The 14,286-nt window shown below is 53.6% G+C and carries 17 protein-coding genes; 7 read left to right on the forward strand and 10 right to left on the reverse strand.

Translation table 11 applies throughout. From position 1 onward, the window contains the following. Nucleotide 1: 1 nt before the first annotated feature. The 5 genes from NSP04_RS01445 to NSP04_RS01465 form a co-directional block, all read right to left on the reverse strand. Nucleotides 2–139: a cytochrome oxidase small assembly protein gene (locus NSP04_RS01445; protein ID WP_257510555.1), complete on the reverse strand. Its 138-nt coding sequence runs from the start codon at nucleotides 137–139 to the stop codon at nucleotides 2–4. 69 nt (nucleotides 140–208) lie between these two features. Then, nucleotides 209–1,813 carry a cytochrome c oxidase subunit I gene (gene ctaD, locus NSP04_RS01450; protein WP_257510556.1) on the reverse strand — a complete coding sequence of 535 codons (1,605 nt, stop codon included), beginning with the start codon at nucleotides 1,811–1,813 and terminating at the stop codon, nucleotides 209–211. A gap of 19 nt (nucleotides 1,814–1,832) precedes the next feature. Then, on the reverse strand, nucleotides 1,833–2,951 hold the full coding sequence (gene coxB / locus NSP04_RS01455) for a cytochrome c oxidase subunit II (RefSeq protein ID WP_257510650.1): 1,119 nt from the start codon (nucleotides 2,949–2,951) through the stop codon (nucleotides 1,833–1,835). A gap of 106 nt (nucleotides 2,952–3,057) precedes the next feature. Next, nucleotides 3,058–3,585 carry a DUF2244 domain-containing protein gene (locus tag NSP04_RS01460; protein ID WP_257510557.1) on the reverse strand — a complete coding sequence of 176 codons (528 nt, stop codon included), beginning with the start codon at nucleotides 3,583–3,585 and terminating at the stop codon, nucleotides 3,058–3,060. Nucleotides 3,586–3,764: 179 nt separating this feature from the next. Continuing rightward, on the reverse strand, nucleotides 3,765–4,679 hold the full coding sequence (locus NSP04_RS01465) for a methyltransferase domain-containing protein (protein WP_257510651.1): 915 nt from the start codon (nucleotides 4,677–4,679) through the stop codon (nucleotides 3,765–3,767). 1 nt (nucleotide 4,680) lies between these two features. On the opposite strand from NSP04_RS01465, the gene NSP04_RS15005 reads away from it, so the two are divergent. Together NSP04_RS15005 and trmL are read left to right on the forward strand one after the other, a co-directional pair. Then, complete coding sequence (locus tag NSP04_RS15005; protein WP_257510558.1) at nucleotides 4,681–5,481, forward strand: ComF family protein; 801 nt, start codon at nucleotides 4,681–4,683, stop codon at nucleotides 5,479–5,481. After that, nucleotides 5,478–5,948, forward strand: a complete 471-nt coding sequence (trmL, locus tag NSP04_RS01475) for a tRNA (uridine(34)/cytosine(34)/5-carboxymethylaminomethyluridine(34)-2'-O)-methyltransferase TrmL (RefSeq protein ID WP_257510559.1) — start codon at nucleotides 5,478–5,480, stop codon at nucleotides 5,946–5,948. Before NSP04_RS15005 ends, trmL begins: the two co-directional genes overlap by 4 nt. Nucleotides 5,949–6,456: 508 nt before the next feature. On the opposite strand, the gene NSP04_RS01480 is transcribed toward trmL, so the two are convergent. Genes NSP04_RS01480 through NSP04_RS01495 form a run of 4 tightly spaced genes read right to left on the reverse strand, consistent with a single transcriptional unit; the run spans nucleotide 6,457 to nucleotide 8,798 of the window. Next, entirely contained in the window at nucleotides 6,457–7,470 is a 1,014-nt protein-coding gene (locus tag NSP04_RS01480) for an NAD(P)H-dependent glycerol-3-phosphate dehydrogenase (RefSeq protein WP_257510560.1), read from the reverse strand. A gap of 12 nt (nucleotides 7,471–7,482) precedes the next feature. Then, nucleotides 7,483–7,971 (reverse strand): protein-export chaperone SecB, encoded by a 489-nt coding sequence (gene secB / locus NSP04_RS01485; RefSeq protein ID WP_257510561.1) that lies wholly within the window; start codon nucleotides 7,969–7,971, stop codon nucleotides 7,483–7,485. A 40-nt stretch (nucleotides 7,972–8,011) separates the two neighbouring features. After that, nucleotides 8,012–8,287, reverse strand: a complete 276-nt coding sequence (grxC, locus tag NSP04_RS01490; RefSeq protein WP_257510562.1) for a glutaredoxin 3 — start codon at nucleotides 8,285–8,287, stop codon at nucleotides 8,012–8,014. A 25-nt stretch (nucleotides 8,288–8,312) separates the two neighbouring features. Beyond that, complete coding sequence (locus tag NSP04_RS01495; protein WP_257510563.1) at nucleotides 8,313–8,798, reverse strand: rhodanese-like domain-containing protein; 486 nt, start codon at nucleotides 8,796–8,798, stop codon at nucleotides 8,313–8,315. A 105-nt stretch (nucleotides 8,799–8,903) separates the two neighbouring features. Between NSP04_RS01495 and gpmA the strand changes: the two genes are divergently transcribed. The 4 genes from gpmA to NSP04_RS01515 are packed head-to-tail and all read left to right on the forward strand — an operon-like array spanning nucleotide 8,904 to nucleotide 13,119. Then, nucleotides 8,904–9,650 carry a 2,3-diphosphoglycerate-dependent phosphoglycerate mutase gene (gpmA, locus tag NSP04_RS01500; RefSeq protein ID WP_257510564.1) on the forward strand — a complete coding sequence of 249 codons (747 nt, stop codon included), beginning with the start codon at nucleotides 8,904–8,906 and terminating at the stop codon, nucleotides 9,648–9,650. A 6-nt stretch (nucleotides 9,651–9,656) separates the two neighbouring features. After that, complete coding sequence (locus NSP04_RS01505; RefSeq protein ID WP_257510565.1) at nucleotides 9,657–10,943, forward strand: murein hydrolase activator EnvC family protein; 1,287 nt, start codon at nucleotides 9,657–9,659, stop codon at nucleotides 10,941–10,943. A 2-nt stretch (nucleotides 10,944–10,945) separates the two neighbouring features. Then, the gene (locus tag NSP04_RS01510; protein ID WP_371824985.1) at nucleotides 10,946–12,334 is read left to right on the forward strand and encodes a S41 family peptidase; all 1,389 of its coding nucleotides are present in this window, start codon (nucleotides 10,946–10,948) and stop codon (nucleotides 12,332–12,334) included. A 38-nt stretch (nucleotides 12,335–12,372) separates the two neighbouring features. Beyond that, complete coding sequence (locus NSP04_RS01515; RefSeq protein ID WP_257510652.1) at nucleotides 12,373–13,119, forward strand: HesA/MoeB/ThiF family protein; 747 nt, start codon at nucleotides 12,373–12,375, stop codon at nucleotides 13,117–13,119. Here NSP04_RS01515 and NSP04_RS01520 read toward each other — a convergent pair. Further along, nucleotides 13,116–13,808, reverse strand: coding sequence for an HAD family hydrolase (locus NSP04_RS01520; RefSeq protein ID WP_257510566.1), 693 nt, complete (start codon nucleotides 13,806–13,808; stop codon nucleotides 13,116–13,118). The two genes, NSP04_RS01515 and NSP04_RS01520, sit on opposite strands and share 4 nt — an antisense overlap. Nucleotides 13,809–13,813: 5 nt before the next feature. Here NSP04_RS01520 and NSP04_RS01525 point away from each other — a divergent pair, with 5 nt between their 5' ends. Further along, a complete protein-coding gene (locus NSP04_RS01525; RefSeq protein ID WP_257510567.1) occupies nucleotides 13,814–14,284 on the forward strand; it encodes a D-Ala-D-Ala carboxypeptidase family metallohydrolase in 471 nt (156 codons plus the stop codon). Nucleotides 14,285–14,286 lie beyond the last annotated feature (2 nt).

A 14,286-nucleotide genomic window follows, 5' to 3' on the forward strand; every position in this document is an offset into this window, starting at 1 on the left:
TCTAATTCACCAAACTCAAAATGCTGGGTTCCATCACCTTACGGACCAAAATCCCAAGGAAGAACACGGCGGCCACTGACAACAAAATCAAACCTGTGCGTTTGTTTTGCTTGGCTTTTTCCTTTTCTTCGGACTTCACAATATTTTCCTTTTTACACAACGGGGGTTTGCCATTTAAGCCGAACCCCCGCGCGTTAACCCTTGTGAATTACTTCACTGTGGGTGGATCTTCAAATGTGTGGAACGGTGCTGGTGATGGAACAGTCCACTCCAGGCCTTCCGCGCCTTCCCATGGCTTGGCAGGCGCTTGCTCGCCTTTCTGGAACGTCCAGGCACGCAATACACACCACAGGAAGATCAACTGAGATAGACCGAACCAGAACGCACCGACGGTGGCAATGGCATGGAAGTCAGTGAACTGCGTGGCGTAATCGGCGTAGCGACGTGGCATGCCAGCCAATCCCAAGAAGTGCATCGGGAAGAAGGTCACGTTAAAGCTGATCAGTGAAGACCAGAAGTGCAGCTTACCCAGCTTTTCGCTGTACATGCGGCCAGACCACTTGGGCAACCAGTAGTAAGTACCCGCAAACAAGGCAAACAGCGAACCAGCTACCAACACGTAGTGGAAATGAGCAACCACGTAATAGGTGTCTTGCAACTGAATATCAACTGGCGCAACAGCCAGAATAAGGCCGGTGAAACCACCCATTGTGAACACGAAAATGAAACCCACTGCGAACAACATGGGGGTTTCGAAAGTCATTGAGCCGCGCCACATGGTGGCCAGCCAGTTGAACACTTTTACGCCGGTTGGCACCGCGATCAGCATGGTGGCGTACATGAAGAACAACTGGCCGGTCACTGGCATGCCGGTTGTAAACATGTGGTGCGCCCACACGATGAACGACAGAATCGCGATGGACGCTGTGGCATAAACCATTGAGCTGTAGCCGAACAGTGTTTTGCGGGCGAACGTTGGCACGATGTGGCTGATGATGCCGAAAGCAGGCAAAATCATGATGTACACCTCTGGGTGTCCGAAGAACCAGAAGATGTGTTGATACATCACGGGGTCGCCACCGCCAGCGGCGTTGAAGAAGGAAGTACCGAAGTGACGGTCAGTCAACACCATGGTGATGGCACCGGCCAACACGGGCATTACCGCGATCAACAGGTAGGCCGTAATCAACCAGGTCCAGGCAAACATCGGCATTTTCATCAAGGTCATGCCAGGCGCGCGCATGTTCAGGATGGTGGTGATGATGTTGATGGAACCCATGATCGATGAAGCACCCAGGATGTGCATCGCGAAAATGGCAGCATCCATGCCGGGGCCCATTTGAATGGACAACGGCGCGTACAAGGTCCAGCCAGCAGCTGTTGCGCCACCGGGCATGAAGAATGACGCTGTCAGAATGATTGCGGCAGGAACCATCAGCCAGAAGCTGAAGTTGTTCATGCGGGCAAACGCCATGTCGGAACAGCCGATTTGCAGCGGAATCATCCAGTTGGCAAAACCCACGAACGCAGGCATTACCGCACCAAACACCATAATCAGACCGTGCATGGTGGTGAGCTGGTTAAAGAACTCGGGCTGAACCAATTGCAGGCCAGGCGAGAACAGTTCTGCACGCAGCATCAAGGCCAGTACGCCGCCCTCGATCAGCATGACGAACGAGAAAATCAGGTACATCGTACCAATGTCTTTGTGGTTGGTTGCGTACAACCAACGGCGCCAGCCGTGCGGGTGGTCGTGCGCGTGGTCATGGTCGTGACCATGTCCGTGGGTTAAATCTGCCGCGGTAGTGCTCATGTAAATCTCCTAAGCAATATTAACGTGCAGCCGTAACAGCACTTGGCTGAACAACCGGGTCTGTACCTGTGCCAGCATTGGCCCAAGCGTTTCTTGTGTATGTAATCACTGAAGCAATTTCAACATCGCTTAACTGCTTCCAAGCTGGCATGCCAGCACCGATGCCGTTCAGCAAGATGCCAATTTGCGCATCTTGAGGACCAACAACCGACGGTGCTGCAACCAGGGTAGGGAATGCACCGGGGATGCCTTCACCTGTGGCTTGGTGACAAGCTGCACAGTTTGCGTTGTAGACCTGCTCGCCACGGGCGATCAAGTCGGCGGCCGCCCATTCTTTAGTGGGGTCGTCTTGCTTGGCTTTCATTTCTTCCAGCTTGGCTTGTACCCAAGTGGAATAGTTTTCTTCAGACATCACTTCCACAACAATGGGCATGTACGCGTGGTCTTTGCCACACAATTCAGCACACTGACCGCGGTAAATGCCTTCTTCTTCAGCCTTGAACCAGGTGTCGCGAACAAAACCTGGAATCGCGTCTTGTTTCACGCCAAAGGCGGGAATCATCCAGGCGTGAATCACGTCGTTCGCAGTGGTGACCACGCGCACTTTCTTGCCGACGGGTACAACCACGTGGTTGTCAACTTCCATCAGGTAGTTTTCACCACGTGCCACTGCCTGGCCTTCATGGTCGTCGATCTGGTCTCGAGGTGTCGCCAGGGTAGACAGGAAGGAAATGCCTTCGCCTTCACCAGCCAAATACTCGTAACCCCATTTCCACTGATAACCCGTGGCCTTGATGGTCAGGTCGGCGTTGGAAGTGTCTTTCATTGCGACCACTGTTTTGGTTGCGGGCAAGGCCATACCGATCACGATCAGGAAAGGCACGATGGTCCACGCAATTTCAACTTTCACGCTTTCGTGGAAGGAGGCTGACTTTGCACCCTTTGACTTGCGGTGCGCATAGATTGAGTAAAACATCACGCCGAATACGGCTACGAAAATAACCAGACAGATCACTAGCATCAACGTGTGCAAATCATAGATTTGACGCGCGATTTCGGTAACCGGCTCAACGAGGTTGTACTGCAGGGGCTGCCCAGAAACATTCTCGGCGAACGCAGCACCTCCAAAGGATGTCATCGCGATTGCGGCAGCAGATGCTACTACTTTGCGAATACCCAAGGACGACTTCAACATGGCGATCCTCAATCTCAAAAAAAATATCAAACTGGTGGAAGCGACAGCCCTAAACGGGACATGTTGCCCTTGCCAACGCCGCTTTCAATTCACGGTGCAACGCTGACTTGTCTTTCTCGGCAATAAACTTGCCTATTTTCACTTGTTGCCCCCTGTGACTAAACAGCAAGGGCGCTTTGTATTTACCGTTGTAACTTAACTTCGCCCACTGGGGAGTCCATTTCAGCTGGGTTAGCTTTGCGCCATCTGCCATCACCAGAACAAGCTGATTGGGTTGCAACTCGATCATTTCGTAGTCTGCCGCATGCCTTGCGTAGACTACAAAGGCCGTACCCACCAAAAACAATTCCAAGCCTGCAAAGGGAAGCACAATCCAGAAGCCTGCCAGCAAAAAGCCGGTTGCAATCACGAGAGTGATTGCACACAGGCTTAAATACCAATGCAAAAGCTGCTTGGGAGTCAGCGAACAATTCCGCCTGAAAACCCACGTTTTGCTTTGCGGTTCGCTTGCCTGACCCGCACCCAATGCATCAACAGGCTCGCCTGCAGAACTTGAACTTTCTGGAATCATGCCCATTTACCTCTCAGAGAGCATTCATTCAGACCCAACCCACACCCAAAAGAGTGCATCGAAACCTTCGAATTATAGGCTCAAGGCCAAGACGCAAGCAATATGACAGGTGCAATCAAACCCTGATTTCCCCGAAATAAGTTGAAAACAATGCGCTACATTTGAAAATGCTGCGCAGCACAACGTTATTTCGGCCCTTTGCGACCCTTTATGTCTGTGATTTTCACGGTGGCCACATCGATTTTTGTTTTTCGTTTTACTTTCCAGGCATGGCCGTAGACTAGTTCAAGCGTCAGCGAAATGCGGCCTGTTTCAGAATTACGTAAATTTTCAAGCTGCTGCACAGCGCGCACGTGGCGCCCCGGCGTTAGCAGGCTCGTATTTCTAGCCATCAAGTTGTTGCCCACCAAAGCGCGCCAGTCGGCCAACAGCTTCTCCGCGGTGGTGTAGGTCAGGGTGAGCTTTTCCATTTCCATGACGGGATCGGAAAAACCCTGCTTGCTCATCAAGTCGCCGATGTCGTGCATGTCGGCGAAATCGGGGAAGGTTTCACCCAAGGCTTGCGCAAAGCCGTGCAACTCGCGGGCAGTGTCTGGCCCAAAACAGCTGAAAAACACACCGCCTTCAGGTTTAAGCACGCGCAGCCATTCGGCCATTTGCTGAGCTGGGTCCTCAATGGCATGCAACCAAAGCGGCGACCATACCATGGCCTGGCTTTCATTGGCCAAAGGCAATACACCATTGATGGGCAGCTGTGTGGCTGCCTGCGATTTCGGCAATGCACTGCGCCCCGGCCACAGCTTGGCAAGAAAAGATGCAGCGGCTTTGTCGACTTCCGCCGCGGGCAGATCGATGGCCTGCGGGGCAAACACAGTGAATTCGCGACCTGTAAACAGCTGCTTCACACTGCCAAGCGCGCCAGGGTGTAACCAGCCTTGGTGCACCAGGCCTCCCTCGACTGGGCGCATGATCTGCGCTCGGTCCACCATGCGCTTGTTGACCTCTTCGAGAATGAAAGGCAGCGGCGCGCGCGCACGCTTTTGCCACTGGGCAGCAAGCGCGACATTTGAACGGGGATGTTTCCAGAACTGCAAGGACATTGTGAGCAAGACCATTTCAAACAAATTAGCAGGCAGCCCATTCTATCGAAGTTGTTGGCAGGTAAGTGACGCATTGTTCAATGCGGCGCTGCCCAGGCGTTGCGCGGCTTGCCAAGGTGGGCTCAATAACCCCTATTTACACCCGCTGGGGCGCCATGTGTGCAACCATTGCCTTTTGCTGATTGAAAACACACCCAAGGTACGATGCGAAACCTGCGCACTGACATTGGGCCCGCGATTGCAGGCTTTTGGCTGGACCCACTGCCGACATTGCCGGGCTGCACTGCAGGAACCCAATGCACGCTTGCATGATTGCGTGGTGTGCTGTGACTATGTACCGCCTTTTGACCAGTGGATTGCACAGTTGAAGTATGGCAAGGCCCACGGTTTGTCGAAATTTCTAGGGCTGTGGTTGGGCATGGCCGCCTTGCGGGCCAGCGCCCCTTTGCCTGATTTGCTGATTCCGGTGCCAAGCAGCCGCGAAAAATCAAGACAGCGGGGCTATAATCAAGCCGCGCTGATTGCCCGGCACGCTGGTAAGTACATTCAGCGCCCTGTTCAAACCGACTGGCTAATCAAAATTAAAGAGGCTGGCGCGCAAGCCGAACTGGGCAGGGCCGAGCGATTAAGCAATCTGGAAAACGCCTTCATTGCCACGCGCCCTATTCCACACGGCCTGCGGATTGGCCTTGTGGACGATGTAATTACCACTGGCGCCACCCTTGAAAGTTGCGTTCAAGCGCTTGAGAAAGCGGGCGCAAAATCGATTGTCACCATGGCTGTTTGCAGGACCCCAGAATGATCCACGTAGTTTTGGTTGAACCAGAAATTCCGCCCAACACGGGCAATATTATTCGCTTGTGCGCCAACACGGGCGTGCAGTTACATTTAATCGAGCCGCTGGGTTTCCCATTGGAAGACGCGCGCATGCGCCGCGCCGGACTCGATTACCATGAATTTGCGAACATGAAAGTGCATGCCGACTGGCAAACATTTCTGGACACATGCCAACCCGACCGCAACCGATGCTTTGCCATGACCACCAAAGGGAAGAACTCGCCGTTTGAAGTGCAGTTTAAAGCAGGTGATTTTTTGATGTTTGGCAGCGAAACACGCGGACTTTCCGAAGGTGTTCGGAACTGGTTCGAACGCGACAACTGGTTGCGATTGCCCATGCGGCCCGAGAGCAGGTCGCTGAATTTGTCGAATTCGGTGGCTGTTGTGGTGTATGAGGCGTGGCGGCAATTGGGATTTGACGGCGGAAATTAAGCCAGCGCGAGTTATACGCCCAATCGGCGCGAGTCCCAATACTTCGCCTGAAAACCTGTATTTCCCTTTTTGAAGTTCACACTGACTCATCTTTCTCGACAAAACAGATGGTCGAGAAAGATGTCGGCCTTTGGCCGACCGTGGCATGTGAATTCAAACGGGCAGGTTTTCTTCAAGGCGAAGCGATTGGGATCTCGCTGCCGATTGGTCTTGAACCAGACCAGTGATTGATCACGCGGGAGCCTGCTCAGCCAGCCGGCAGTGGGTTTGCTTGTTCTGCGCTTCAAGAAAACCGCCCCGTTTGAATTCAACCGCAGCGTTCGGCCAACGGCCGATACAAAATTCGGCCGTTTCTTTTGCCGAATTTTGTAAGCCAGGATGAATTTCAAAAAGGGATTAGGCGGTTTTCAGTGCGGGACAAACAACCCGCGGCGGGTCGGCAATAGCGCAAATGTAGAGCTGGTAACAACGCAAACGACGAGTTGGCGCCAGCGCGAACGCCGAGTGGCTATTCCGCTTCTTCCGACCGCGCTTCCCGCGCCAGCAACCGCAAAACGCCCTCGCCTGGGCTTACCCCTTCAAACAACACGGCATTCACCGCTGCAGTAATTGGCATGTCCACACCCAGCTTGGCGGCAAGTTCTTTCACCACAGGCGCGCACTTCACGCCTTCCGCCACCTGCCCAAGCTCTTTCAAAATGGTGTCCAGCGACTTGCCCTGGGCCAGCATCAAACCAACCCGGCGGTTTCTGGACAAATCGCCTGTGCAAGTCAAAATAAGATCACCAAAACCCGAAAGCCCATTCAAGGTTTCAGCCTGCGCGCCCAATGCCACGGCTAGGCGTTTAATTTCCGCCATGCCACGGGTTATCAGCGCAGCACGTGCGTTCAGGCCCAACTGCAAACCATCGCAAATACCTGTGGCCACGGCCATGATGTTTTTTACAGCCCCGCCGACTTCTGCACCAACAAGATCATCAAGTTCATACACCCGCAACGCAGCATGGTGCGCGGCCTGAACCATGGCCTGACGGGTGGGCTCATCGGCTGACGCGGCGGTCAGTGCACAGGGCAAACCTCGCGCCACTTCAGCCGCAAACGATGGGCCCGTAAGCGCACCGCCGTATGGCTTGCCGAGCACTTCTTCAACCACTTGATGCGGCATTAAACCCGTGCCCACCTCAAAACCTTTGCACAGCCACACCAGCGGGGGCCATTGCTCGATGGGAGCAATTTGCAGCAGATGCTCAAGGGTTTGACGCAATGCGCCCATTGGGGTGCCGAGCACCCAAAGGGCTGCGGAGTTATCCAAAGAATGTCGAGCTGCAAGGCTGAAATCGCCTTGCACTTTTAAGCTGGGGTGTAGTTTGATGCCCGCCAAATATCGCGGGTTTTCTCGGTGACCGGCAATTGATTCCAGCACCGAAGGGTCTCGACCCCACAACACCACATCGTGGGCAAACGACATGTGGGCTGCCACAGCGGTGCCCCACGCCCCCGCCCCAAACACGGTGATGTTCATGCGCGCCACCAATTAAGCGGTGGTAATAATGCCAGAACCGTTCTGCTTGCTTGCAGCAGCCTGCTGTTCTTGCGCAGCCGCCAAGCGCTGCTGATAGAACTGCTCAAAATTAATGTCGGACAAATGCACGGGGGGGAAGCCTGTGCGGGTAATCAAATCAGCCACATTCGCACGCAGGTAGGGGTAGATCATGTTGGGGCACAAAATACCCAACAATGGATCGAACTGCTCTTCGGGCACATTGGAGATTTCGAAAATGCCAGCTTGTTTGCATTCCACAAGAAAAGCAACTTTGTCGTCGATTTTCGCAGTCACGGTCACGGTGACTTCCGACTCAAAAATATTCTCAGCCAGACGTTGTGCACCAACATCCACGGCCACTTCAATTTTCGGCGCGTTCTTTTCAAGAAAAATTTGGGGTGCATTGGGCAGTTCAAGCGAAGCGTCTTTGATGTACACGCGCTGCATTTGAAACACGGCTTCTGAATTCTGTTCGGCCATTTGCTGGCTCCTATTGAATGAATGAAAAAATGCGGGATGCTTAACTGGCTTGACCCAGCAATTCCAACAGCTTACCAGCCCGATCTAAATCGAAGAGGTCATCGCAACCACCAACATGGGTGCTGCCGATGTAAATTTGAGGCACGGTGCGGCGGCCGGTTTCGGCCATCATCTTTTCTTTTTGAGAAGGGTCCAGATCTACACGAATCTTCTCGATGTTTTGCACTCCGCGCTCGCCCAGCAGGCGTTCGGCGCGCACGCAAAATGGGCACACCGCACTGGTGTACATGCGAACAGGGGCTTTGACATTGCTCATTACGACTCCTTTACCGCTTATTTGGTTACTGCTTGTTCGGTGATTGCTTGGCGGGCTTGGGTGCGCGGGGCTTTGCAGGCGCAGCCTCACCCGCCTCCACCTTCTTGACGGGCATTCCAGCTTCTTTCCATGCATTTAGGCCGCCATCGAGCACGAATACTTCCGTGTAGCCCGCTGCTTTCAGCACAGTGGCTGCAGCACCTGAACGTGCGCCAGTTTGGCACAACACGATTAGTGGCGTTTCTTTGGTTTTCGCCAGGGTATTGGCTTTGTCTTTAAGTTCCTTGATGGCAATGCGCTTGGCATTGGGCACCACGCCGGAATTGTTGACGAAATCATCTTCCCGGATGTCGATCAGCACTGCCTTCTTTTGGTTGATCATAAGCGTGGCCTGGGGCACGGTGACGCGCGTACCGCCACCTTTGGTCAACACGGGCCAAATCAACATGAGGCCAGAACCGACGGCCAAGGCGATGAGCCAGCTGTTTTGAATCAGAAATTCCTGCGACATAAATCCTGCAATAAGTGGGTCTTGATGGGCCGACCATTATATCCCCTTGAATCGAGGCTAAAATGGAGGTTTGCCTAATTAGACAGCAACTTAAAGGCCACAAACATGTACAAACTTGTATTAATGCGCCACGGCGAGAGCCAATGGAACCTGGAAAACCGCTTCACCGGCTGGGCCGATGTGGACTTGACCGAAAAGGGTCGCGAAGAAGCACGAAAGGCTGGCGATTTGCTGAAAGCCGAGGGCTACAGCTTTGACGTGGCGTACACGTCGGTATTGAAACGCGCCATCCGCACACTGTGGATTGCACTGGACCAAATGGACCAAATGTGGCTGCCCGTGGTGCACGCGTGGCGCTTGAACGAACGTCACTATGGTGACTTGCAGGGTTTAAACAAATCTGAAACTGCAGCCAAGTTTGGTGAAGAACAGGTGTTGATTTGGCGCCGCGCCTACGCGATTGCGCCCAACCCCTTGAAAATCGATGACCCCCGCTTTGCGGGCAACGACCCACGCTATGCGCGCCTTAAGCCTGAAGAAATACCGCTGACTGAATGCTTGAAAGACACGGTTGACCGAGTGATTCCCTTGTGGAAAGAAGGCATTGCCCCCGCAATCAAGGCAGGCAAGAAAGTCATGATTGCAGCGCACGGCAATTCCTTGCGTGCACTGATCAAGTACTTGGACAACCTGAGTGAAGAAGACATTCTGAAGGTAAACATTCCGACCGCACGCCCTTTGGTGTACGAGCTGGACGAAAATCTAAAGCCGATTCGCAATTATTACCTGGGCGATCAGGCCGAGATTGAAGCAGCCATGGCTGCCGTTAAAAACCAAGGCAAGGCCAAGTAAGCCCCAGTGAGCAACCTATCGAGTTTGAACTACCGAGCCAGCAACATTCTTGTGGTGTTGCTGGCAAGTATTGCCTTGGCTGCGCCGGTTTCCACGACTGCGCAAACAGGGGTGCGGGACCCCGCTGGCGTGAAGCAAGAACGCGATGAGGTACGCCGCAAACTGGATGCATTGAAAAAGGAAATCAATGAAACCAGTGGCGAGAAAAAGCAGGCTGCCCAAGCGCTGACTTTGCTGGAACAGCGGCTGGACAAAACACAAACACGGCTGGACGCGCTGGACAAAGACCGCGATGGACTGGAAAGCGACATTAAAAAGTTGAGTGCAGAAGAAGCCGAAGTGCAGCGCAGCTTGGAAAGCACGCAGGCCCGCTTGGCTGAGGTGATGCGCAACCAATATCGGCGGGTTGAAGTGAACCCCACGCAGGCCTGGCTGGCGGGCAAATCGGCCAGCGAAGCCGCGCGAGAAAGCTATTGGTATGAACGAATTTCCGCCGCGGAGCGCGATTTGGCGGCAAAACAAGCCACACAGGCCCGCGAGCTACAAGCCATTCGGCTTGGCCTTGAGAAAAAACAGGAAAAGCTTGAGAGCACGATTGCGGAGCAGAGCAAAAGTCGGCGTGAGTTGGTGGCCCAGCGCGAAGAGCGAAATCAGTTAATTGCCGACCTGAATTCCAAACTGAAAAACCAGGAACTGGAACGCACCAGGCTGCAACGCGATGAAAAACGCCTGAGCAATGTGATTACAGAATTGGCCAAAGCCATTGAGGAAGCCAAGCGCCGACAGGCTTTGGCCGCCCAGCAGCAAAAGCAGGCTGGCAAGAGCAGTGGGGGCAAGGAACCCAGCAAACCGGAATACACTGCGCCACCGCCCATGCCCAGTACGGGGGAGTTCGCAAAACTGAAAGGTCGCCTGGTTTTGCCTGTCCAGGGCACTGTGGCGGGTCAGTTTGGCAAAACGCGATCCAAGGATGGTCAAGGCCCTTCATGGAAAGGAATTTTCATTGCAACCGAGGCTGGGCAAGGTGTTCGAGCCGTTGGTGCAGGTCGTGTTGTTTTTGCTGAATGGCTTCGAGGCTTTGGTGAAATCGTGATTATTGACCACGGCGACCAATTTCTGAGCGTGTATGGCAACAATGGTAAATTAATGAAAAGATCTGGAGATTCCGTGAAACCGGGTGACACCATTGCGGAAACTGGCAACAGCAGTGGTAATCTTGATACTGGTTTATACTTTGAACTAAGGCATCAGGGACAACCCTTCGATCCTATTTCGTGGACCAAAGGTCAGTAGGAATTATGCGTCAAAAATTGCGTCAAATAAGTTTGGTATCTGTCGGTGTTGTAGCCGGTGTATTAGTGAGTGTGGGCATCAGTGCGGTGGCCCAGCGGCAACAGCCTGAAGCATTGCCTTTGAGCGAACTTCGTCAGTTCACCGAGGTGTTCGGCGCCATCAAGAATTTTTATGTCGAACCAGTAGGCGACGACAAATTGTTCAATGGTGCCATCAGCGGCATGGTGTCCAATCTTGACCCTCATTCCAGCTACCTGGATGCTGAAGCATTCAAAGAACTGCGCGTAGGCACCCAAGGTGAATTTGGTGGTCTGGGCATTGAAGTGGGCACGGAAGACGGCTTCGTCAAGGTAATTTCCCCCATTGAAGACACCCCAGCCGCGAAAGCGGGTGTGAAAGCTGGCGACTTGATCGTAAAAATTGATGACAAGCCGACCAAGGGCATGAGTTTGTCTGATGCAGTGAACCTGATGCGCGGCAAGCCCAAAACAGAGATTCGCCTGACTTTGCTGCGCAAGGAAGCGGACAAGCCCATTGAAGTCACCATTGTTCGCGATGTAATTCGCGTTCAAAGCGTGAAATCAAAAATGCTGGATGACAGCATTGGTTACGTGCGCATTACCCAGTTTCAAGAACACACCGGCGAGTATTTGGTGAAAGCCATTAATACTTTGCAAGCCAAAACCCCCATGAAAGGTTTGGTGCTTGATTTGCGCAACGACCCGGGTGGTTTGTTGAATGCTGCTGTGGGTGTAAGCGCTGCATTCTTGCCACAAAATACCTTGGTGGTTTCAACCGATGGCCGCACCGAAGACTCCCAGCGCAAACTGGTGGCTGGCCCTGAAGACTACCTTCGCGGCCGTGAGAAAGACTACTTGAAAGAACTAAGCCCGATTGCCAAAACGGTGCCCATGATTGTAGTGGTGAACGGTGGGTCGGCTTCAGCCTCGGAAATCGTGGCTGGTGCATTGCAAGACCACAACCGCGCCAAGGTGTTGGGTACACAGACCTTCGGCAAGGGGTCTGTGCAAACCATTTTGCCCCTGAACAACAACACTGCAATCAAGTTGACCACTGCGCGCTACTACACCCCAAAGGGCCGTAGCATTCAGGCCAAAGGCATTGAACCCGATTACGTGGTGACCGAAACCCCGGAAGGCGATATTGTTGAGCGCGTTCGTGAGGCTGACCTGACACGCCACTTGAGCAACGACAAGGGCGAGGAAACACCAAGCGAGAAAAAAGCCGACGGCAACAAGAATGCAGACATGAAACCCGTTGTATTCGGCGATAAAGACGACTACCAGTTGCAGCAGGCATTGAATTACCTGAAAGGCAAGCCGGTCGTGCAAAACCGCAAAGCAGCACAAACTGCAAAAGCGACCAAGTAAGCAGCCATCCAGGCGGCCAAACCATGGACCTGCGAGACTTGAATGACGAGGAGTTACTTCGGTACTCCCGTCATATACTTCTTGATGAAATTGGAATTGAGGGTCAATCCCGCATTGCCAGTTCGAAAGTGCTGGTGGTGGGTGCCGGTGGCCTGGGTTGCCCCAGTGCGCTTTACCTGGCCAGCGCAGGCGTAGGTACCCTTTACATTGCCGACGACGACGAAGTCGACCTGACCAACTTGCAACGCCAGGTGCTGCACACCACCGCTCGTGTGGGCATGCCCAAGGTTGATTCTGCCAAAACCCACTTGAATGAACTGAACCCCTGCAGCACCATTGTGCCAATTGCGCATCGCCTTGAGGGCGAGGAACTTGAGCAGCTTGTGGCCAAGGTGGATGTGGTGCTGGACTGTTGCGACAACTTTAAAACCCGCCACGCTGTGAACAGGGCCTGCGTGAAATTCGGCAAGCCCCTGGTTTCCGGTGCGGCCATTCGGCTGGATGGCCAACTTGCGGTGTTCGAATTGAACAATCCCGAGGCGCCCTGCTACCACTGCCTGTTCCCTGAGGGCGACGATGTGTCTGAAGTACGCTGCGCGACCATGGGTGTGTTTGCCCCGCTGACTGGCGTCATTGGCACCCTGCAAGCCAGCGAGGCATTGAAAATTCTGGCGGGTTTTGGTCAGCCGATGTACAGCACGCTGCAAATTTACGATTCGCGCAATTGCGAATTCACCAAAATGAAGATTCGCAAAGACCCAAAGTGTGGGGTTTGTTCTGCTTAAAACCTTGCAGTGCGAATGGCCTCGAAGTGCCGAACCCTGTGCTTTACTTTCGCGGTTAAGCCACGCGGCTTAAAACCCAGGCCGGGAAAGGTTATCCAGCTGGTTTGAATACCGTGGCGCGCAGCCTGCTCCAGATGCCCAAAAGTGTCGTCGACCAGAAGTGCCTTTTTGCCTTTCAATTTGCTTTTCAGGTTGGGCCACAAAATTGCGGCGGGTTTGGGCCGCCAGGTTTGGTGAACCACCATGTCTTCAATGGCAATAACTGCATGCAAATGGCGATAAAGACCAAGTTCTTTGCACAAGGCAACCGCATACGCGCGCGGGGCGTTGGTCAGCATGATCCGCAAACCGGGCAAACGAGCCAGACGATGCGGCACGCTGCCATGGCGCGAGCTGATTTGCCTGAACCCCTGAAACTGATGGGTGTTGGCCAGAAAATGGTGTGGGTCGGTTTTGTGGTGCCGCATCATGCCCAGCAAGGTAGCACCGTAGCGCAACCAATAGCGGGTGCGCAACTCGCTGGCTTGTTGAGGGTCCAAAACAAGATGCTCGGCCAGGTAGCGCGTCATTTGGCGATTGATCTCGGGCAGAATATGGGAAGACGCGTGGTGTAGGGTATTGTCCAGATCGAGCAAGTACACTTTGCCAGACAAGCCCGCATGGGGACGACGAATATAACGAATGCGCAAAACGAATGAACCTGAAGTTGATTTTTCATCCTGAATTTTGTCAGGACACCTTGTGCCATTCTGACACTGCAAAGCGGTGCGGTCTAGACAACAGCTGCCCGCCCGACCTGTTGATCAATTTAAGCCGACTTTCCAGTTTGCTGGGTGAAATTCAGCAGTCCCTGAATATTCCTGCTGGTGCGTTAAAGATCAACAGCGGCTTTAGGGCGCAGGCCTTGAATGCACAAGTGGGTGGGGTGCCAAACTCGCAGCACTGCCTCGGCCTGGCGGCCGATGTGGTGTGCCCTGCTTATGGCACACCCTATGAGTTGGCAGCGGCAATTGCACAACTGCCATGTGAATTTGATCAACTTATTCTGGAGTTTGGAAAATGGGTGCATGTGTCTGCTGCGCCCCTAGGCCAGGCAGCGCGGCGGGAATGCCTCAGCATTTTCAGTAACAATGAAGGCTACCTTGAAGGCATTGTGAAGCGATGAAA

It is taken from the genome of Limnobacter parvus (genome assembly GCF_024623725.1).
In the GTDB taxonomy this organism is placed as follows: Bacteria; Pseudomonadota; Gammaproteobacteria; order Burkholderiales; family Burkholderiaceae_B; genus Limnobacter; species Limnobacter parvus.